This window comes from Pseudomonas sp. MDT1-16 (assembly GCF_054898115.1).
The window spans coordinates 2,921,202-2,940,677 of the sequence record NZ_CM142717.1 but is presented as its reverse complement, the minus strand read 5'-3'; the positions used below and the strand labels follow the sequence as shown (position 1 = coordinate 2,940,677).

Annotated in this window: 17 protein-coding genes and 2 pseudogenes; 12 read left to right on the top strand and 7 right to left on the bottom strand. The window is 59.6% G+C overall.

Features of this window, described 5'->3' with window-relative positions:
- The first annotated feature begins 83 nt into the window (after positions 1 to 83).
- The 3 genes from ACYZT3_RS13435 (at position 84) to ACYZT3_RS13425 (ending at position 3,446) form a co-directional block, all read left to right on the top strand.
- On the top strand, positions 84 to 1,151 hold the full coding sequence (locus tag ACYZT3_RS13435) for a phosphotransferase family protein (RefSeq protein WP_462032261.1): 1,068 nt from the start codon (positions 84 to 86) through the stop codon (positions 1,149 to 1,151).
- A gap of 45 nt (positions 1,152 to 1,196) precedes the next feature.
- Positions 1,197 to 1,964 (top strand): SDR family oxidoreductase, encoded by a 768-nt coding sequence (locus ACYZT3_RS13430; protein WP_008149805.1) that lies wholly within the window; start codon positions 1,197 to 1,199, stop codon positions 1,962 to 1,964.
- A 366-nt stretch (positions 1,965 to 2,330) separates the two neighbouring features.
- Complete coding sequence (locus ACYZT3_RS13425; RefSeq protein WP_462032260.1) at positions 2,331 to 3,446, top strand: Gfo/Idh/MocA family protein; 1,116 nt, start codon at positions 2,331 to 2,333, stop codon at positions 3,444 to 3,446.
- 415 nt (positions 3,447 to 3,861) lie between these two features.
- Here the strand turns inward: ACYZT3_RS13425 and ACYZT3_RS13420 are convergent, their stop codons facing one another.
- The 4 genes from ACYZT3_RS13420 to ACYZT3_RS13405 form a co-directional block, all read right to left on the bottom strand.
- Positions 3,862 to 4,110 carry a DUF1652 domain-containing protein gene (locus ACYZT3_RS13420; protein ID WP_282380304.1) on the bottom strand — a complete coding sequence of 83 codons (249 nt, stop codon included), beginning with the start codon at positions 4,108 to 4,110 and terminating at the stop codon, positions 3,862 to 3,864.
- A gap of 130 nt (positions 4,111 to 4,240) precedes the next feature.
- Complete coding sequence (locus tag ACYZT3_RS13415; protein ID WP_282380306.1) at positions 4,241 to 5,737, bottom strand: helix-turn-helix transcriptional regulator; 1,497 nt, start codon at positions 5,735 to 5,737, stop codon at positions 4,241 to 4,243.
- 153 nt (positions 5,738 to 5,890) lie between these two features.
- Positions 5,891 to 6,784, bottom strand: coding sequence for an RNA polymerase sigma factor SigJ (gene sigJ / locus ACYZT3_RS13410; protein WP_282380308.1), 894 nt, complete (start codon positions 6,782 to 6,784; stop codon positions 5,891 to 5,893).
- Positions 6,785 to 6,787: 3 nt separating this feature from the next.
- A complete protein-coding gene (locus ACYZT3_RS13405) occupies positions 6,788 to 7,222 on the bottom strand; it encodes a carboxymuconolactone decarboxylase family protein (protein ID WP_282380310.1) in 435 nt (144 codons plus the stop codon).
- A 172-nt stretch (positions 7,223 to 7,394) separates the two neighbouring features.
- On the opposite strand from ACYZT3_RS13405, the gene ACYZT3_RS13400 reads away from it, so the two are divergent.
- The gene (locus ACYZT3_RS13400; RefSeq protein WP_282380312.1) at positions 7,395 to 7,829 is read left to right on the top strand and encodes a YeeE/YedE family protein; all 435 of its coding nucleotides are present in this window, start codon (positions 7,395 to 7,397) and stop codon (positions 7,827 to 7,829) included.
- A gap of 2 nt (positions 7,830 to 7,831) precedes the next feature.
- Positions 7,832 to 8,245: a DUF6691 family protein gene (locus ACYZT3_RS13395; RefSeq protein ID WP_462032259.1), complete on the top strand. Its 414-nt coding sequence runs from the start codon at positions 7,832 to 7,834 to the stop codon at positions 8,243 to 8,245.
- Positions 8,246 to 8,325: 80 nt separating this feature from the next.
- Here ACYZT3_RS13395 and ACYZT3_RS13390 read toward each other — a convergent pair whose 3' ends face one another.
- Together ACYZT3_RS13390 and ACYZT3_RS13385 are read right to left on the bottom strand one after the other, a co-directional pair.
- Positions 8,326 to 9,609, bottom strand: a complete 1,284-nt coding sequence (locus ACYZT3_RS13390) for a Zn-dependent hydrolase (protein ID WP_282380316.1) — start codon at positions 9,607 to 9,609, stop codon at positions 8,326 to 8,328.
- A 47-nt stretch (positions 9,610 to 9,656) separates the two neighbouring features.
- Positions 9,657 to 11,141 carry an NCS1 family nucleobase:cation symporter-1 gene (locus ACYZT3_RS13385; RefSeq protein WP_462032258.1) on the bottom strand — a complete coding sequence of 495 codons (1,485 nt, stop codon included), beginning with the start codon at positions 11,139 to 11,141 and terminating at the stop codon, positions 9,657 to 9,659.
- A gap of 551 nt (positions 11,142 to 11,692) precedes the next feature.
- Between ACYZT3_RS13385 and hydA the strand changes: the two genes are divergently transcribed.
- The 3 genes from hydA to preA all read left to right on the top strand — a co-directional run bounded on the left by hydA (position 11,693) and on the right by preA (position 15,861).
- Complete coding sequence (gene hydA, locus ACYZT3_RS13380) at positions 11,693 to 13,132, top strand: dihydropyrimidinase (RefSeq protein ID WP_462032257.1); 1,440 nt, start codon at positions 11,693 to 11,695, stop codon at positions 13,130 to 13,132.
- Between the two features lie 86 nt (positions 13,133 to 13,218).
- Positions 13,219 to 14,586, top strand: coding sequence for an NAD(P)-dependent oxidoreductase (locus tag ACYZT3_RS13375; RefSeq protein WP_282380322.1), 1,368 nt, complete (start codon positions 13,219 to 13,221; stop codon positions 14,584 to 14,586).
- Entirely contained in the window at positions 14,587 to 15,861 is a 1,275-nt protein-coding gene (preA, locus tag ACYZT3_RS13370) for an NAD-dependent dihydropyrimidine dehydrogenase subunit PreA (RefSeq protein WP_282380324.1), read from the top strand.
- Between the two features lie 112 nt (positions 15,862 to 15,973).
- Here the strand turns inward: preA and ACYZT3_RS13365 are convergent, their stop codons facing one another.
- Positions 15,974 to 16,594 carry a TetR/AcrR family transcriptional regulator gene (locus ACYZT3_RS13365; protein WP_282380328.1) on the bottom strand — a complete coding sequence of 207 codons (621 nt, stop codon included), beginning with the start codon at positions 16,592 to 16,594 and terminating at the stop codon, positions 15,974 to 15,976.
- Positions 16,595 to 16,791: 197 nt separating this feature from the next.
- Between ACYZT3_RS13365 and ACYZT3_RS13360 the strand changes: the two are divergent.
- The 4 genes and pseudogenes from ACYZT3_RS13360 to ACYZT3_RS13345 form a co-directional block, all read left to right on the top strand.
- A pseudogene (locus ACYZT3_RS13360) lies at positions 16,792 to 16,966 on the top strand (copper resistance protein CopC); the annotation flags it as partial.
- Positions 16,967 to 16,969: 3 nt separating this feature from the next.
- Positions 16,970 to 17,449 (top strand): annotated as a pseudogene (locus tag ACYZT3_RS13355) (hypothetical protein).
- Positions 17,450 to 17,679: 230 nt separating this feature from the next.
- A complete protein-coding gene (locus ACYZT3_RS13350) occupies positions 17,680 to 18,504 on the top strand; it encodes an NAD-dependent epimerase/dehydratase family protein (protein WP_462032256.1) in 825 nt (274 codons plus the stop codon).
- A gap of 41 nt (positions 18,505 to 18,545) precedes the next feature.
- Positions 18,546 to 19,433, top strand: coding sequence for an SMP-30/gluconolactonase/LRE family protein (locus tag ACYZT3_RS13345; protein WP_282380332.1), 888 nt, complete (start codon positions 18,546 to 18,548; stop codon positions 19,431 to 19,433).
- The last annotated feature ends 43 nt before the right edge of the window (positions 19,434 to 19,476 follow it).

Here is a 19,476-nt window from a genome sequence, read left to right as displayed (position 1 = left end):
GCTGCACGTGGTTGTGGGTGCCGGGTATGCACATTAGATTATCCAATAGTCTCTGGCCTCCAGAATAAGTAGAAGGGATAAGCATGGCGCTTACTGACCAGTCCACCCGTATCCGCACCGGCGAAGAACTCGATGCCAGCCTGATCGATCCGTACGTCAAGGCCCACATTCCGGGCCTCAGTGGCTTACCGAAAATCAGCCAGTTTCCCGGCGGTGCGTCGAACCTCACCTACTTGCTGGAATACCCCGAACAGGAGTTCGTCCTGCGTCGGCCGCCGTTTGGGCACAAGGCCAAGTCCGCTCATGACATGGGCCGCGAATTTCGCATTCTCAATCAGCTCCGCGACGGTTTTCCGTACTGCCCCAGAGCCTACGTGCACTGCACCGATGAATCGGTGATCGGCGCCGAGTTTTATGTGATGGAACGGGTCAACGGGATTATCCTGCGCTCCGAACTGCCGCTGGAACTGGGTCTTGATTCGGTGCAAACCGAAACGCTGTGCAAAAGCTTCATCGACAAGTTTGTTGAACTGCACCGGGTCGACTACAACGCCTATGGCCTGGGCGACCTTGGCAAACCCGAAGGTTATGTCGCGCGGCAGATTAAAGGCTGGAGCGACCGTTACGAGAAAGCCCTGACCCCGGACGCGCCGAAGTGGGAGGCGGTCAAAGCCTGGCTCAACGACAAGATGCCTGCCGATCACCCGACCTCCAGCATCGTCCACAACGACTACCGCTTCGACAACGTGATCCTCGACCCGAACAACCCGATGCAAATCATCGGCGTGCTCGACTGGGAGCTAACCACCCTCGGCGACCCGCTGATGGACCTGGGCAACACCCTCGCCTACTGGATCGAAGCCGATGACCCGGCGCCGGTGCAACTGATGCGCCGCCAGCCGAGCCACGCCCCGGGCATGCTGACCCGCCGCGAGTTCGTCGATTACTACGCCGAGCGCTCAGGCATCCAGATCGACAATTTCGACTTCTACTACACCTACGGCCTCTTCCGCCTGGCCGGCATCGTGCAGCAGATCTACTACCGCTTCTTCCATGGTCAGACACAGGACAAACGCTTCGCGCAGTTCATTCACATGAACAAACTGCTGGAGCAGATGAGCCTGCAAGTCATTTCGAAATCCAGCCTCTGATCGCGGCTCTGATCGCACCCCTGGCCTCCATAACAAGGAAAAACCATGTCCAAGACTCAGTTGTTCGACCTCGACGGCAAGATCGCTTTCGTCTCCGGCGCCAGCCGCGGCATCGGTGAAGCCATCGCCAAACTGCTGGCCCAGCAAGGCGCCCACGTCATCGTCTCGAGCCGCAAACTCGACGGCTGCCAGCACGTGGCCGACGCGATCATCGCCGCCGGCGGCAAAGCCACCGCCGTCGCATGCCACATCGGTGAAATGGAGCAGATCAGCCAGGTCTTCGCCGGCATCCGCGAACAGTTCGGCCGCCTGGACATCCTGGTCAACAACGCCGCGACCAACCCGCAGTTCTGCAACGTACTGGACACCGACCTCAGCGCCTTTCAGAAAACCGTCGACGTGAACATCCGCGGCTACTTCTTCATGTCGGTGGAAGCCGGCAAGTTGATGCGCGAAAACGGCGGCGGTAGCATCATCAACGTTGCTTCGATCAACGGCATCTCGCCGGGGATTTTCCAGGGCATCTACTCGGTGACCAAGGCTGCCGTCATTAACATGACCAAAGTATTCGCCAAGGAATGCGCGCAGTTCGGTATTCGCTGCAACGCCCTGCTGCCAGGCCTGACCGACACCAAGTTTGCTTCGGCGCTGGTGAAGAACGAGGCTATTTTGAACACCGCATTGCAGCAGATTCCGCTCAAGCGCGTGGCGGATCCGAGTGAGATGGCGGGTGCGGTGTTGTACCTGGCGAGTGATGCATCGAGCTATACCACTGGCGTTTCATTGAATGTGGATGGGGGGTTCCTGTCCTGATCCGTTTTTGAATGTAAAAAAGGTAGCCTTGGGCTAATACCGATCAGTTAAGCCGTAACACGATCTGTAGCAGCTGGCGAAGCCTGCGTCCGGCTGCGTAGCAGTCGTGAAATCAGTCGACAAGTATGTTTCAGGAAGACCTCGCACTCAGGCTTTACGACTGCTACGCAGCCGGACGCAGGCTTCGCCAGCTGCTACAAAGAGCGTGTTTTGCCTGCAGTTCCTTAACTGATCGGCATTAAGCCCTGGGCTGCCTTTTTTGTTTTCAGTACAGACTAGGGAATATTTATTCTACATATTGCTCATTAGGAATATTTATTCCATTAATAGCCCCTCCTGAAAATAAAATCCAAAAGGACCCCGGCTATGCGCGAACTCGGTATCGGACTCATCGGCACAGGTTTCATGGGCCGCGCCCATGCCTTGGCGTTTCGCAACGTCAGCGCGGTTTTCGAACTACCCCTCAAGCTTAAACTCGCGGCCCTGGCCGACGCCGATCCGCAGCGTGCCCGCCACTGTGCTGATGCCTGGGGGTTCGACACCGCTCATACCGACTGGCAGCAACTGATCGATGACCCCAAGGTCAATCTGATCGCTATCACCACGCCCAATCACCTGCACTACCCCATGGCCATGGCCGCCCTCGCCGCCGGAAAACCGGTGTACTGCGAAAAACCGTTGGCGGTGAATCTGGAACAGGCCGACGCCATGCGCCTGGCGGCCAACGCGGCGGGTGTGGTGACGCGGGTGGGTTACAACTATCAGCACAACCCGATGATCGGGCTTGCCCGGGAGCTGATTGAAAACGGCGACTTGGGCCAGATCATCAGTTTCCAGGGTGAATTCAGCGAAGACTTCATGGCCGATCCTGCATCACCCTGGTCCTGGCGTTGCGATGCCGATCATGCCGGCGGCGCATTGGCCGATCTGGGCAGTCACTTGTTGGCCATGGCCCGTTATCTGGTGGGCGATGTCGAGGCAGTCAGCGCCGACACCCAGACCGTGCACCGGCAACGTCCCGCCTCGGCTGGCAGTCCGGAACAACGCCGTATCGCCGTCGACGATCAGGTCCACGCCTTGTTGCGGTTTGCTAACGGCGCCCGGGGGACGTTCAGCAGCAGTTGGCTCAAGCACGGCTACAAAAATCACCTGAGTTTTGAAATCAGCGGCACCCAAGGGACGTTAGCGTTCGATCAGGAACGTCTGAATGAACTGCGTCTTTATCGCGCCGGGCAGGATGGCTTCCAACGCTTGCTGGCAGGGCCGAACCTGCCGGGGTATGCGGCGTTCAGCCCGGCGGCAGGGCATCAACTTGGCTACAACGAACTCAAGACACTGGAGGTCCATGATCTGGTGATGGCGTTGGCAGGGGTCGGCCAAGGTGGAACGGACTTCGAGCAGGCGTGGGAAGTCGAACGTCTAGCGACGGCGATTCGGCTGGCAGCGCGGGAGTCACGGTGGGTCAGGATCGAGGATGTCTGAACGAAACGCGGGGGATACCCGCCAGCAGACAGCGCCGCTGGCGGTACAACATGAGCAAATGAATGCTTACTGAGTGACGCAACGAGTGAGCGTCGTTTCCCGGGTCACCTGCCCCTCAGCCCTCATATCGCCTTGCACATCGGTGTTTTCGGTGGTCTGGCAAGTGCGTACAGGAGGTGGCGGCGGCGCGGCGGGAGGTGGCGGCGGAGGACTGGCACACCCCCCGAGAATCGCGACGCAGAGTGCAAACGACAGTGGAGCAAAAACGCGTTTCCCAAGACTGTTCATAGGCTGACCCGCGGTAAGTGATCGAGATAGTTCCGCGACCCAACACCCTCACCGCGAACACGCGGACCGGTCACAGAAAAAATACTTTCGTATACCTTGTACGACCGCCAGCCAAACCCGACAGTTCCTAGGAAATCACGGGACGATGCAACGTATTGCTCTCAAGCTCATACCGCAGCTCTTCGATCAACACTGCCACCGCCTCCGGCGTTCTAAGATTACCCACGCTCAACCCACTGACCACCAGATCCACCTGCCCCGACACCGGATGATAGAGCTTCACCGTCAGCGAGTTATCACCTGTAACACTGCAGTCACAGGCCAACGGCGAAAAACTCCGCTCCAGTTGCATACGCAATTGCGCCACGTAAATCATCCTGCAGTTCCTGTAGCTGTTTTCGAAAGGGACGCGATACCCGAAGACCTGTATCGCACCCTCACAGCCTAAGAACTGCCGCACCCGCCCAGAACATCCATTTGCACCCCTTCGAGTAGTGCATTTGCACCTAACGCTGGGCCTTGGGCCGCCACTCGCTGGAGAACAAACCGCGCTCGCGAGCCCAGACAATCGCCTCGCTGCGACTGTGCACATCGAGTTTGGAATACACCGTCGACACATGGTTACGCACGGTGTTGGGCGCGAGCTTCAGCCGCGCGGCGATTTCCTTGTCGGCCAAGCCCTCGCAGATCAGCCCCAGCACATCGCGTTCACGGGCAGTCAGGTCGGTGAAAGACACGCTAGGCAACTGCGGCGAGTTGACGTTCTTCACGTTGGCGAGCTTCTCGATGAGCGTGCGGCTGAACCAGGAGGCGTCTTTCATCACCTCTTCGATCGCCGACACCAACTCCAGCTCTGTACGTTTACGCTCGGTGATGTCCATAAACACCAGCAGGTAGCAGGGGTTGTCCTGAATGTTCACGGTGTCGGCCGAGACCGCGCAATCGATCAGCTGGGCGCCTTTCTTGCGTACCCGAACATCGACACGATCCACACTTCCGGTTTTTTCCAGGGCCGAAAAAAGTCGCGTGCGAGCGCCTGTGTCATCGATAAATTCGATCTGCGCCACAGTCTTGCCGAGCACTTCTTCACTGGGATACGCGAGCGTATCGAGGAAGGCTTCATTGACGTCCATCACCACCTGATCGCTGGCGTTACACACCAGGATCGGCACCGGGGTCAGACGAAAAGCCTTGGCAAAACGCTCCTCGCTCTGGCGCAAGGCGACTTCGGCCTTATGCCGGGGCTCGATGTCCACGAAGGAAAACAGCATGCAGGCTTCGTCGTTCAGCTCAAGGGGCTGGCCGGCGACGATCACCTGTTTGCTGCCACCGTCTGGCAACTGCAGCTGGGCCTGCATTTGCGGAATAGTCGCCCCTTCGCGCAAACGCTGCTTGGCCAGGTCTTTGTTTTCGGCCCCTTCCAGTATGTCCAGTTCATAGGTCGAACTGCCGATCACCTGATCACGGGCATGACCGGTCATCTCCAGGAAGCCCGGGTTGACTTTGATGTAGCGCAAATCGCTGAGGCGACAGATCACAGCCGGGGCCGGGTTGGCATTGAAGGTTTTTTCGAAACGCTGCTCGGCGCTGGCCCACTCTGTGACATCGTTCATGATCAGCACCAGCGACTCGGGCTCGCCCGCGCTGTCGCTCAGTATCATGCTGCGCACACTGTGGACCCGGGTGCGCTCTTCGTCGTCCGCAGGCGTCACCTCAACCAACACATCACTGAAGGTCTCGCCTCGGGCGACGCGGCTGATCGGATAATTGTCGCGCTGAACCGGATGATTATTGCGATAACGCAAGGCGAAGCGCTTGGCGTACTCCTTGGCATTCGCCCCCAGCTCGCTGAGCTCCCCGACGCCGTGCATGGCCAGCGCGGCGTCATTGGCCCAGAGGAGGGTCTGGTCGAGCTCCACCAGAATCACCCCATCGGACAGGCCGGCGATAATCTGCTGCAACTGACGACGATTGGTTTCAGTGATCAGGACGTCCTGGCTCATTGGATCTCCACGCGTGCGGCGGCGCATTCATGCGCAACCCTGTGAAGACTACGACCGCGGGGGGTTGGGATAGTGCAAAGCACGTGTAGCAGCTGCCGAACGCAGCCTTCGGCAGCTGCTACGGACGGTGTGAAACTGACGGTTGGGGTTTAACTACTGCAACAGCAAAGACGCTTCCAGCCCCGCCAACTTCTCCGGGTTACGCATGATGAAAATCCGGCTCACCCGCCCTGCTTCGTCAACACCAAAGGTCATCGATGCAGTGATGACCCCGTCGGCCTTGATGATTACACCTTGAGCGCCATTGATTTCGCAGGGCAGCCATTCGCAAGTCTGCCAATAGACGTGCAACGACTGAGCAATGAAATCCAGCACGCTGGAAATGCCGGACAACGTTTCGCGGATGGCCGAGGCCTTGCCGCCACTGTCAGCGCAGAGTTCGACGTCTTCGGCGAGCATCGCGGTCAAGGACGAGGTCGAGCCGCTGGCGATGGCGCGATGGAAAGCGCTGAGCAATTGGTCCTGACGAGCCGGTTCCGGCTGAAAGCGAGTTTGTCCGCTGCCCAGGCGGGCCTTCGCCCGGGACACCAGTTTGCGGCACGCAGATTCTTGAACCCCGACCGCGTCCGCGACTTGCGCGTAATCCATGTCGAAAATTTCGTAGAGCAGATAGGCGGCGCGCTCCTTGGGGGTTAGCCGTTCCAGCAACAACAAGAACGCGGTGGACAGCGACGAGGCCAGTTCATGCTTGTGTTCGGGTGAATCCTGATGGGTGGTGTGAATCGGTTCTGGCAGCCAGGTGCCGACGTAATCAACCCGCGACTTGTGGACCGAGCGCAGCAGATCGATGCAGTGCCGGGTGCAGGCCGTGGTCAGCCAGGCGGCCGGGGTGGCGATGGAAGCCCGATCGGCCTCTAGCCACTTGATGAACAGCTCTTGCACCACATCCTCGGCTTCGGCGCGCGAGCCGAGGATGCGATACGCCAGACCGAGCAAAAAGGGCCGGCGCTGCTCGAACACAGCGGCAACGTGTTCAGCGGAATTCATCGATCAGTGCCTCGACACCTGCAAACGGTTCCACAGGTTGATCATGCCAATCTCGGCCGTCAAGGCACCGATCTGGGCGTCGTTGAAATGCCCGCGCAAGTCACCGCGCAAGCGGGCGTAGTCGGTCTTTTCATCGAGTACGGTCAGGGCCTCGGTCCAGGCCAGGGCGGCACGTTCGGAGGCGCTGAAATCACTGACGTGGCGCCAGACGATCAAACGGTCCAGCCGCTCGTTGCTTTCATTGGCGTCACGGGCCTCGCGGGTGTGCATCTTCACGCAGAAACCGCATTGGTTGATCTGCGAGGCACGCAGGTGGATCAAATGCTTCAGCCTCGCTGGCAGGTCGTGATTGTCGAGGGTGACATGCACCTGAGTCAGGCTTTCGAAGACTTGAGGAATGGATTGCAGCAGGTTAATCGGTTGGGTGTTGGACGACATCGTGTTGCTCAACTGTTTAAGGGATTCAACGAGATGACGAAATAGCACTACAGTTTGTGACGCGCCGGCAGTACCTGTGATTTTTTGGTCGTAGATCCTTTTCGCGGCGGCTGCCCTAAGCTCAAGTCAAAGAGTGGTTTAATGCTGTGCTTTACCTGCCTGGAGAGTTGCCATGATGCTGGATACGCTGCATTTCACTCCTTGGTCCGCGTTGACAGGAGGTGCGTTGATCGGCTTGGCGGCCAGCGTGATGCTCGTGGCCAATGGGCGGGTCGCCGGGATTAGCGGATTACTCGGCAGTCTGCTAGCGCCGGGTGGTTCGGGACGGGGCGAAAAAGCCTTTTTCATCCTCGGACTGCTGGCGGCCCCCCTGTTGTGGGCGTTGTTTCAGGTGTGGCCGGCCATCGAATTCAAGACCGGTACCGTGGGGCTGATCATCGCCGGATTGTGTGTCGGGATCGGCACCCGTTATGGCTCTGGTTGCACCAGTGGCCACGGGGTGTGCGGTATCTCGCGGCTGTCACCACGCTCCATCGTCGCGACGTTGAGCTTCATGTTCGCGGGCTTTGTGACCGTGTTTGTCCTGCGCCATCTGTTGGGGTTTTGAACATGAAAAAACTCACGGCTTTCCTCGCCGGCCTGTTGTTCGGCATCGGCCTGCTGTTGGCCGGTATGGCCAACCCGGCCAAAGTGCTGGGGTTTCTCGATATAACCGGTTTGTGGGACCCATCCCTGGCGCTGGTCATGATCGGGGCGATTGCCGTGGCCTGGGTGCCGTTTCACTGGGCCATGAAACAATCCACGTCGTTGCTGGGGGCGCCGATGCAGTTGCCGGTCAGTCGTGAACTGGATCGACGCTTGATCGGTGGCAGCCTACTGTTCGGGGTCGGGTGGGGCATTGCGGGCATCTGCCCCGGGCCGGCGCTGGTGCTGTTGCCGACGGGGCATTGGCAGGCGTGGGTATTTGCGATCGCCATGCTGGCGGGGATGTTGATATTCAGAGTGTTGCAAGCGCGTCGTTAAGTCGTCTCGCCAGGTCAATGTCAAGAGATCGTAGCCTTCGGCGGCGCAAGTGTTGCCGGCGGCTACGATTTTTTTGCGTTTCAAACTGCCAATTGACCGCCGGCAATCGCCGCCGACGCCGCCAGCATTGCCCGCAACAACACCGCACACCCGGCCGCCAGATCATCCGGCGCGGCGTTTTCGATTTCGTTGTGGCTGATGCCGCCTTCGCACGGCACGAAGATCATCCCGGCCGGGCCGAGTTCGGCGAGGAAGATTGCGTCGTGCCCTGCTCCGCTCACGATGTCCATGTGCGACAGGCCCAGCCCTTGGGCGGCGCCGCGCACCGCTTCGACACAGCCTTTGTCGAAGTACAGCGGCGGAAAGTCGGCGGTGGGTGTGAGTTCGAAGGACAGGCCGTGTTCCTCGCAGGTGGTTTCGATAACTTCGCGGACTTCGGCAATCATCGAATCCAGACGCGCCGGTTCCAGATGACGGAAGTCCAGGGTCATGCGCACTTCGCCGGGGATGACGTTGCGTGAGCCGGGATAGGCTTGCAGGCAACCGACGGTGCCGCAGGCGTGCGGCTGATGACCGAGGGCCGCGCGATTGACCGCACCGACGATCACCGAAGCGCCGACCAGGGCGTCCTTGCGCAGGTGCATCGGCGTCGGGCCGGCGTGGGCTTCGACGCCGCGCAGTTTCAGGTCAAACCATTTCTGGCCGAGGGCGCCCATCACCACGCCGATGGTTTTGTGCTCGTCTTCGAGGATCGGGCCTTGTTCGATATGCGCCTCGAAATAGGCGCCGACGGCATGGCCACTGACGTTGCGCTCGCCGGCATAGCCGATGGCGTTCAAGGCTTCACCGACGGTAATGCCCTCGGCATCGACCTTGGCCAGGGTTTCTTCGAGGGTGAATTTTTCCGCGAACACACCGGAGCCCATCATGCAGGGGGCGAAGCGTGAGCCTTCCTCGTTGGTCCAGACCACCACTTCCAGTGGCGCTTCGGTTTCCACGCCCAGGTCATTGAGGGTGCGCAGCACTTCGACGCCGGCCAGCACACCGAAGCAGCCGTCGAACTTGCCGCCGGTGGGTTGGGTGTCGATGTGGCTGCCGGTCATCACCGGGGGCAGGTTCGGGTTGCGGCCCGGACGACGGGCGAAGATGTTGCCGACGGCGTCGATGCTGACGGTGCAACCGGCCTCCTCGCACCAGTTGACGAAAATGTCCCGGGCCTGGCGGTCGAGGTCGGTCAGGGCCAGGCGACAGACGCCGCCCTTGACCGTGGCGCCGAGCTTGGCCAGGTCCATAAGCGACTGCCACAAGCGGTCGCGGTTGATGTGCTGATGGGTGGACTGCAGAACGTCTACGGCAGCGTTCATGATGATCTCCTCTGTTCTTCTAGTTCCCACGCGGAGCGTAGGGACGATCAAACCGCGGACTTCGCGATTGACGGGCTGGGGCGCATCGAGCACAACCCGTAATAAATCAGCCCGCCAAGCGCCGAGCCGGTGAACCAGCCATAGCTGTAGAACCAGCTGAATGCGTCACTCCCGAGCGACAGCAGCGTCAGCGCCACCGGCACACCAAACGCGATGAAACCGAACCAGTTCCATGCCGGGTAAACGTCGTCGCGGTAAAGGCCAGCCAGGTCCAGTTGCTGTTTCTTGATCAGGAAATAGTCCACCACCATGATCCCGGCGATCGGCCCCAACAGACTCGAATAGCCCAACAACCAGTTGGAATACACCGTCTCCAGACTTAAATCCGAGACGATCAATCCGAGCTTCTTCAACAGCTCATGGGCCATCAGCGCCAAGCCGACCAGGCCGGTGAGCAACACCGCTTTAGTGCGGTTGATGAACGTGGGCGCGACGTTCTGGAAATCGTTGGTCGGCGAAACAATGTTGGCCGCGGTGTTGGTCGACAGCGTGGCAATGATGATCAGCGCCATGGCCAGCGCGACCCAGACCGGGCTCTGGATATGGCCGATCAGGGTGACCGGATCGGAGACGGTGACGCCCACCAGTTTTACCGAGGCCGCCGTCATCACCACGCCTAGGGAAGCAAACAGGAACATGGTCAGGGGCAAGCCGATAATCTGCCCGACGATCTGATCCTTCTGGCTTTTCGCATAGCGGCTGAAATCCGGAATGTTCAGGGACAAGGTGGCCCAGAACCCGACCATGGCGGTCAGCCCGGCGGCAAAGTAACTGACCACGCTGGCCCCTTCCGGACGTTTGGCCGGGATCGCCAGCAACTCGGTCATCGACACGTTCGGCATGGCCCACACCAGCAGACCCACGCCCACCACCACCAACAACGGCGCCGAGAGGGTTTCGAGCCATTTGATCGAGTCCGCTCCGCGAATCACCACCCACAGGTTCAAGGCCCAGAACACCATGAAGCCGATCACTTCACCGATACCGCCAAGGGCTTTCCAATCCTCGAACACCGAGCCGAGAAACAGGTGAATGGCCAGTCCGCCGAACATCGTCTGAATGCCGAACCAACCACACGCTACCAGCGCACGGATCAGGCACGGAATGTTGGAGCCGAGAATCCCGAAAGACGAACGCAGCAGCACCGGAAACGGAATGCCGTACTTGGTGCCGGGAAAGGCGTTCAGGGTCAGAGGGATCAGTACGATGATGTTGGCGAACAGAATCGCCAGCAGTGCTTCGCCGACGCTCAAGCCGAAATAGGCGGTGAGCACGCCTCCGAGGGTGTAGGTCGGCACGCAGACCGCCATGCCAATCCATAACGCGGTGATGTGCCATTTGTTCCAGGTTCGTTCGTGCACCTTGGTCGGTGCCATGTCGTGGTTGTAACGGGGACTGTCGAGGACGTCACTGCCGGCTTCGAGCTCAAACAAGCCGTCGCGCTCGGTCACTTGCGATCTGATCTGTTGCATGGCCGCTCCACTGTTCTTTTGATTATTTTTGCTCATCAAGGGCTGGCGGCATCAATAAACGTGCCGGCCACCCCGTTTGCGCATCGGGCAGTTCCATCAAAACGTTGTAACCAACTGATGTTGATCAGTTTTATTTGTATACCCGATGAGTCACCGGTGACTTGCTTGTTCACTCAGGCCGAATGCGAGGCAAGTTGTCCGAACCGTCAGGACTCAATCTGGTGCATACCACTTTTTTTCAACGTCGCGCATCAACCATAGACCATCCTCAACCGGCTGATTTCACATAAGAAATCTCGTCTATTTTTAGAACCTGTCAAGTGCGTCAAAATGGTGAGAGGCCTCACCATTTTGGTAAATTCACGATTTAAACCTTAAATATCAATACGTTAAAACAGATATAAGCTTATAAAAAATATTCTTGCTCTATCCGTAAACTCAGACTAACTTTTATTCCTGACAGCGCTGACAGGAATACGCCTGTTTGCGTCGGCTTCATATAAAACATTTAGAACCGGCACAAGTCGGTCATTGCCTGCGAGGAACTCGGAATGTCTCTGTTGATCCGTGGCGCCACCGTTATTACCCACGATGAAAGTTATCGCGCCGACGTCTATTGCGCCGACGGCGTGATCAAAGCCATCGGTGAAAATCTTGATGTTCCAGCGGGTGCCGAAGTGCTCGACGGCAGCGGCCAATACCTGATGCCCGGCGGCATCGACCCGCACACGCACATGCAGCTGCCCTTCATGGGCACGGTGGCCAGTGAGGATTTTTTCAGTGGCACGGCGGCAGGTCTGGCCGGCGGCACCACGTCGATCATCGACTTTGTGATTCCCAATCCGCAGCAATCCTTGATGGAAGCGTTTCATCAGTGGCGCGGCTGGGCCGAGAAGTCAGCGTCGGATTACGGTTTCCATGTCGCGATCACCTGGTGGAGCGAACAGGTGCGCGAGGACATGGCCGAGCTGGTCAATCATCACGGGGTCAACAGCTTCAAGCACTTCATGGCCTACAAGAACGCGATCATGGCCGCCGACGACACTTTGGTGGCGAGTTTCGAGCGCTGTCTGGAATTGGGCGCAGTGCCGACTGTGCATGCGGAGAACGGTGAGTTGGTCTATCACCTGCAACGCAAGTTGATGGCCCAGGGCATGACCGGCCCTGAAGCGCATCCGTTGTCCCGCCCTTCGCAGGTTGAAGGTGAAGCGGCCAGCCGGGCGATCCGCATCGCCGAAACGCTAGGCACGCCGTTGTACCTGGTGCATGTCTCGACCAAGGAAGCCCTCGACGAAATCACCTACGCCCGCAGCAAGGGTCAACCAGTCTACGGAGAAGTCCTGGCCGGGCATTTGCTGCTGGACGACAGCGTCTATCAACACCCGGACTGGCAGACCGCCGCCGGTTACGTGATGAGCCCGCCCTTCCGTCCTCGCGGCCATCAAGAGGCGCTTTGGCACGGCCTGCAATCGGGCAACCTGCACACCACCGCCACCGACCATTGCTGCTTCTGCGCCGAACAAAAAGCCGCCGGCCGTGACGATTTCAGCAAGATCCCCAATGGCACGGCAGGTATCGAAGACCGCATGGCGGTGCTGTGGGATGAAGGGGTGAACACCGGGCGTTTGTCGATGCAGCACTTCGTGGCGCTCACCTCCACCAACACCGCGAAGATCTTCAACCTCTACCCGCGCAAAGGGGCGATCCGCGTCGGTGCGGATGCGGACCTGGTGCTGTGGGATCCGGAAGGTACGCGGACGATTTCAGCGAAGACCCATCACCAGCAGGTCGACTTCAACATCTTCGAAGGCAAGACCGTGCGCGGTGTACCGAGCCACACCGTCAGCCAGGGCCGGGTGGTTTGGGCAGATGGTGATTTGCGGGCCGAGCGTGGCGCCGGGCGGTATGTCGAACGGCCGGCGTATCCGGCGGTGTTTGATTTGCTGAGTAAGCGGGCGGAGTTGAACAAGCCTGTTGCCGTGAAACGCTGACGCCGTACACCCGATCATTCCCACGCTCCGCGTGGGAACGATCAGCCCATCAGAGGCAGTACCTCAATAACCGTGAGGCCAACACCGTGATCAAGACCCTCAACCACCTCCCGCATCCCTATGAGAATGCGGCCGCCCTCGCTGGCCATTTCACCGATCTGGCACCACCACTCAACGACCGTCAGGCCCATCTGGAAGCCTCGCGTTGCCTGTACTGCTACGACGCGCCGTGCGTGAATGCCTGTCCGAGCGAGATTGATGTTCCGTCGTTCATTCGCAATATTCATCAGGAAAACATTCAGGGCGCCGCGCAGAAAATTCTTTCGGCGAACATCCTCGGCGGCAGTTGCGCCCGGGTCTGCCCGACGGAAGTTCTTTGCCAGCAAGCCTGCGTGCGCAACAACGACCATGAGTGCGCACCGGTGCTGATCGGCTTGTTGCAGCGTTACGCCGTAGACAACGCACACTTCAGCGAACACCCCTTCCCACGTGCGGCATCTACTGGCAAGCGCATTGCCGTGGTCGGTGCCGGACCGGCCGGTTTGTCCTGCGCTCACCGCAGTGCCATGCACGGTCATGACGTGGTGATTTTCGAGGCACGGGAAAAGGCTGGCGGCCTCAACGAATACGGGATTGCCAAGTACAAACTGGTGGACGATTACGCGCAGAAGGAACTGAATTTCCTCTTGGAGATCGGTGGGATCGAGATCCGCCACGGGCAAAAACTGGGAGAGAACCTGACCTTAAGCGAACTGCATCTGCAATTCGATGCGGTGTTCCTCGGCCTCGGCTTGAATGCCAGTAAACAACTGGGGCTGGCCAACGAAGAGGCGCCGGGCCTGCTCGCCGCCACCGACTACATCCGCGAACTGCGCCAGGCCGATGACCTGACGCAACTGCCGCTGGCCGATCATTGCATCGTGCTGGGCGCCGGCAACACCGCCATCGACATGGCCGTGCAAATGGCTCGCCTCGGCGCTCGCGACGTGAATCTGGTGTACCGCCGCGGTGTCGAGGAAATGGGCGCCACCGGTCACGAACAAGACATCGCCAAGGCCAATCAGGTGCGGCTGTTGACTTGGGCGCAACCGGAAGAAGTGCTGCTCGATGATCAGGGCCACGTGCGCGGCATGCGCTTCGCCCGCACGCGGCCGGTAGACGGTCGTCTGCAAACCACCGGTGAAACTTTCGAACTGGCCGCCGACGCGATCTTCAAAGCCATCGGCCAAGCCTTCGATGCCAGCGCCCTCGCCGACCCGCTGGCCCGTGAACTCAAGCGTCAGGGTGAGCGGATTCAAGTGGACGAAAACCTGCGCACCAGCATTCCCGGCGTGTACGCCGGTGGCGACTGCACCCGTCTCGATCAGGACCTTACCGTGCAGGCCGTGCAGCATGGCAAACGGGCCGCCGAGGCCATCAACGCTCAACTCATGCTCAACGTGGAGGCTGCGTAAATGGCCGATCTCTCGATTGTCTTCGCCGGCATCAAAGCCCCCAATCCGTTCTGGCTGGCCTCCGCGCCACCGACCGACAAGGCCTACAACGTGGTCCGCGCCTTTGAGGCCGGCTGGGGTGGCGTGGTCTGGAAAACCCTGGGTGAAGACCCGGCGGCGGTCAACGTGTCGTCGCGCTACTCCGCGCTCTTCGGCGCTAATCGTGAAGTCATGGGTTTCAACAACATCGAGCTGATCACCGATCGCTCGCTGGAAATCAACCTGCGGGAAATCACTCAGGTCAAAAAAGACTGGCCGGACCGCGCGCTGATCGTGTCGCTGATGGTGCCCTGCGTCGAGGAATCGTGGAAATTCATCTTGCCGCTGGTGGAAGCCACCGGCGCCGACGGCATCGAGCTGAACTTCGGTTGCCCCCACGGCATGCCGGAGCGTGGCATGGGTGCGGCAGTCGGTCAGGTGCCGGAGTACGTCGAGCAAGTCACCCGCTGGTGCAAGACGTACTGCTCGCTGCCGGTGATCGTCAAGCTCACGCCGAACATCACCGACATTCGTGTCGCCGCCCGCGCGGCCCATCGCGGTGGCGCGGATGCGGTGTCGTTGATCAATACGATCAACTCGATCACCAGCGTCAACCTGGAGCGCATGGTCGCCAATCCCGCCGTGGGCAACCAAAGCACTCATGGTGGTTATTGCGGTTCGGCGGTGAAGCCGATTGCGCTGAACATGGTCGCCGAAATCGCTCGCGACCCACAGACGCAGGGCCTGCCGATCTCTGGCATTGGCGGCATCGGCAGCTGGCGCGACGCGGCAGAGTTCATTGCGCTGGGCAGCGGCTCGGTGCAGGTGTGCACGGCGGCGATGCTGCATGGTTTCCGGATTGTCGAGGAGATGAAGGACGGTTTATCGCGCTGGATGGACAGTCAGGGCTATGCAAGCGTGTCGGAGTTTACCGGGCGTGCGGTGGGCAATACCACGGACTGGAAGTACCTGGACATCAACTATCAGGTGATTGCGAAGATTGACCAGGAAGCGTGCATTGGTTGCGGTCGTTGCCACATCGCTTGCGAAGACACCTCGCACCAGGCGGTTGCCAGCCTGAAGCAGGCGGACGGGACGCATAAATATGAAGTGATCGATGATGAGTGCGTAGGGTGCAATCTGTGTCAGATCACGTGTCCGGTGCAGGATTGTATCGAGATGGTGCCGATGGATACGGGCAAGCCGTTTTTGGATTGGAATCATGACCCGAGGAATCCGTATCACGTCGCTCTCTAACCGATCGTTCCCACGCTCTGCGTGGGAATGCCTCAACGGACGCTCTGCGTCCGCGTTAGGGACGCGGAGCGTCCCGGGCGGCATTCCCACGCGGAGCGTGGGAATGATCGAGTCAGGGCTCCAACCCGATCCCACGCAAAATCACACTCGTCACCGTCTGCACCGCCCGCTCAAACTGCATGTCCGACAGCGGCTGATGGTCATTAAGAATATTGACCTGATGATCGAAGTCGGCGTAATGCTGGGTCGAGGCCCAGATCATGTACAGCAGGCTTGAAGGCTCCACCGGCAGAATGCGTTTGTCGTCCACCCACTGGCGAATTTTCGCTTCTTTCATCTTTGCCCAGTCGTACAGACTCACGTCCAGCTTCTCACCCAGGGTCGGTGCACCATGCATGATCTCGTTGGCCCAGACTTTGGAGCCGTAAGGCCGGCTGCGGGAGTGGTTCATTTTGGCGCGGATGTAGCTGCTGAGCACCACGCGCGGATCGTCGAACATCTCGAAGCACAGGGCGTCCTGTTTCCACACTTCCAGCAAACCCAACAGCACGGCGCTGTACAGCTCACTCTTGGTGCTGAAGTAGTAATGCAGGTTGGAGCGCGGCAGTTGCACTTCAGCGGCGATGTCGGCCATGGCGGTGCCGCCGAAACCTTTTTCGGCAAAAATCTTTTCGGCCCCCAGCAGAATTTTCTCGACGTTACTGCGACGAATCTCAATCTTGTGATTGCCCATGAGGGCTCCCTGACAACAGCGTTGGCCAAGACTAGCATCCGCTCTACATCGCGGCGACAAGGGAAAACGAAACTTCGTACACCTAGCTTCCCGCAGGTAAATTGGCGCCTTTTCGAACTTGCCTCAGAGGTATTCACGATGCTGCTCAAGAAAGCCCTGACCACCGGCGCCCTGCTCGGCTCGCTGCTCGCCGCTTCAAGGACGGCGCCCCCGTTCCGGTGAAAAGCCTCGACCGAAGGCAGCGACAAGAAAACCCTGATCGTCACCCCGGCTGCACCGCTGGCGGCGGGTGCCTACAAAGTCGAATGGCACGCGGTGTCGGTCGATACGCACAAAAGCGAAGGCGCCTACAGCTTCAAGGTTGACCAGTAGTTCATGACGAGCGCGATGGTGCTGTGCCGCTTTCTGCATTTCACCGTGGTGCTGATGCTGTTCGGGGCCTGGGTGTTCAGACCCAGGCCTGGCGCTGGCACCTGCTGCTCAACGCTGTGTTGGTAGCGCTGCTGATGACGCCATTGCGTTCGAACCTGCCCCTGCGGATCGTCGGTGCCTGGCTCGGCGGCTTGATGCTGTTGGTGATGATCCTGCGGCAACCGGCAGAGCATTGCGTTAAAGCGATATTGCAACGCTTTGGCGGTGTCGGTTACGCCTTGGTTGCGGGGCTGCTGATCACCGGGCTGATCAATGTTCGGGGACTCACCGGGATTGGCACTGTTCAATCGGCTGCGAATCAACCACTGCAAGCAGCGTCGGACCGCTCTGAAAAGCAGCGTCATCCTCGAAGGGTTGCTCGGGAAGGGAGCGGTGGCCGCGGTCTCACTTCTGGGCACCCTGCCGCCGATGATCACTGGCTGACACTCCCACAAAGGTCGACGCATGACAAAAATAAAACCGCAAGGAAAACGGCAGCGCCCGTCTTTTGCAGGCTCACAAAAACCCTGTGGTTGATGGGGGGTGGAATGACCCTCCGTCAATTTCAAACGATGACTCGTTGACAAGGACCGGAAAGCCTAACGATACTTCAATCAGTCGTACGACAACCTACAACGAACTCAATAACAATAACTGCTTGTGCAGGAACTTCCATGACACCCACTCCTACAGCCCGCCCCCCTTTTAATCGCCTGCTGCTGACCGGCGCCGCCGGTGGCCTTGGCAAAGTCTTGCGCGAAAGCCTGCGGCCTTACGCCAATGTCATTCGCCTGTCGGACATCGCCGACATCACCCCTGCCCTTGATGATCGAGAAGAAGTCGTCCTCTGCGACCTCGCGGACAAGCAGGCGGTCCATCAACTGGTCGAAGGCGTGGACGCGATTCTGCACTTCGGCGGCGTGTCGGTAGAACGCCCGTTCGAAGAGATCCTCGGCGCCAACATCTGCGGCGTTTTCCATATTTACGAAGCCGCTCGCCGGCATGGCGTGAAACGCGTGATTTTCGCCAGCTCCAACCACGTGATTGGCTTCTACAAGCAAGACGACGTCATCGACGCCCACTCCCCTCGCCGCCCGGACAGCTACTACGGCTTGTCCAAGTCCTACGGCGAAGACATGGCCAGTTTCTACTTCGATCGCTACGGCATCGAAACCGTCAGCGTGCGTATCGGTTCCTCGTTTGCGGAACCGCAAAACCGCCGGATGATGAGCACCTGGCTGAGCTTCGGTGATCTGACCCACCTGCTCGAATGCGCGTTGTACGCCCCGAACGTCGGCCATACCGTGGTTTACGGCGTGTCCGATAACAAGAACGTCTGGTGGGACAACCGTTTCGCCACCGCCCTGGGCTACGCGGCAAAAGACAACTCCGAAGTGTTCCGCGAAAAAGTCGAAGCCCAACCGATGCCGGCCGCGGATGACCCTGCGATGGTTTACCAGGGTGGCGCGTTTGTCGCGGCTGGCCCGTTTGGCGACTGAACCTCCTCACCCCGAACAAAAACCTAAGGGAATGAGTTGCCATGAACGTTGAATTGATTGTCGATGCCCGTAACGCGGTCGGTGAAAGCCCGGTCTGGGTCCCCGAGGAAAACGCCCTGTACTGGGTCGATATTTCCGTCGGGGGTCTGCAACGCTGGAGCGCCGAAACCGGTCATGTCCACGCCTGGACAACGCCGCAAATGCTCGCCTGCATCGCACGTCACCGCGACGGTGGCTGGGTTGCCGGGATGGAGAGCGGGTTCTTCCATCTGCACCCGCACAACGACAGCAGCCTCGACAGCGCACTGCTGGCGGACGTCGATCACGCCCGCGCCGATATGCGCTTGAATGATGGGCGCTGCGATCGTCAGGGCCGCTTCTGGGCCGGCAGCATGGTGATGAACATGGGCGCCAATGCTACCGACGGCGCGCTTTACCGCTACAGCGCCGGTCAACGTGGGCCACTCGAGGCGCAACTCAACGGGTTTATCGTGCCCAACGGCCTGGGTTTCAGCCCCGACGGGCGGACGATGTACTTGTCTGACTCCCATCCCCTGGTCCAGCAGATCTGGGCCTTTGATTACGACATCGACAGCGGTACGCCGTCCAATCGCCGGCTGTTTGTCGACATGAATCAGTTCCCTGGCCGTCCCGATGGCGCAGCGGTCGATGCCGAAGGCTGCTACTGGATTTGCGCCAATGACGCCGGGCTGATTCACCGCTTCACCCCCGACGGCCGACTGGACCGTTCCCTCGCCGTACCGGTGAAAAAACCGACCATGTGCGCCTTCGGTGGCAGCCGACTGGACACGCTGTTCGTCACCTCGATCCGCCCCGGCGGCGACCACGACGAACAGTCACTGGCCGGCGGTGTGTTCGCCCTCAATCCCGGGGTGAAAGGTTTGCCGGAGCCGGTGTTCAAGGGATAAAAATCATCAGGTCCCCTGTGTAGCAGCTGCCGAAGGCTGCGTA

Coding starts and splice junctions, on each gene's coding strand:
- ACYZT3_RS13435 (WP_462032261.1), top strand. CDS start 84: ATGGCGCTTACTGACCAGTCCACCCGTATCCGCACCGGCGAAGAACTC.
- ACYZT3_RS13430 (WP_008149805.1), top strand. CDS start 1,197: ATGTCCAAGACTCAGTTGTTCGACCTCGACGGCAAGATCGCTTTCGTC.
- ACYZT3_RS13425 (WP_462032260.1), top strand. CDS start 2,331: ATGCGCGAACTCGGTATCGGACTCATCGGCACAGGTTTCATGGGCCGC.
- ACYZT3_RS13420 (WP_282380304.1), bottom strand. CDS start 4,110: ATGATTTACGTGGCGCAATTGCGTATGCAACTGGAGCGGAGTTTTTCG.
- ACYZT3_RS13415 (WP_282380306.1), bottom strand. CDS start 5,737: ATGAGCCAGGACGTCCTGATCACTGAAACCAATCGTCGTCAGTTGCAG.
- sigJ (WP_282380308.1), bottom strand. CDS start 6,784: ATGAATTCCGCTGAACACGTTGCCGCTGTGTTCGAGCAGCGCCGGCCC.
- ACYZT3_RS13405 (WP_282380310.1), bottom strand. CDS start 7,222: ATGTCGTCCAACACCCAACCGATTAACCTGCTGCAATCCATTCCTCAA.
- ACYZT3_RS13400 (WP_282380312.1), top strand. CDS start 7,395: ATGATGCTGGATACGCTGCATTTCACTCCTTGGTCCGCGTTGACAGGA.
- ACYZT3_RS13395 (WP_462032259.1), top strand. CDS start 7,832: ATGAAAAAACTCACGGCTTTCCTCGCCGGCCTGTTGTTCGGCATCGGC.
- ACYZT3_RS13390 (WP_282380316.1), bottom strand. CDS start 9,609: ATGAACGCTGCCGTAGACGTTCTGCAGTCCACCCATCAGCACATCAAC.
- ACYZT3_RS13385 (WP_462032258.1), bottom strand. CDS start 11,141: ATGCAACAGATCAGATCGCAAGTGACCGAGCGCGACGGCTTGTTTGAG.
- hydA (WP_462032257.1), top strand. CDS start 11,693: ATGTCTCTGTTGATCCGTGGCGCCACCGTTATTACCCACGATGAAAGT.
- preA (WP_282380324.1), top strand. CDS start 14,587: ATGGCCGATCTCTCGATTGTCTTCGCCGGCATCAAAGCCCCCAATCCG.
- ACYZT3_RS13365 (WP_282380328.1), bottom strand. CDS start 16,594: ATGGGCAATCACAAGATTGAGATTCGTCGCAGTAACGTCGAGAAAATT.
- ACYZT3_RS13350 (WP_462032256.1), top strand. CDS start 17,680: ATGACACCCACTCCTACAGCCCGCCCCCCTTTTAATCGCCTGCTGCTG.
- ACYZT3_RS13345 (WP_282380332.1), top strand. CDS start 18,546: ATGAACGTTGAATTGATTGTCGATGCCCGTAACGCGGTCGGTGAAAGC.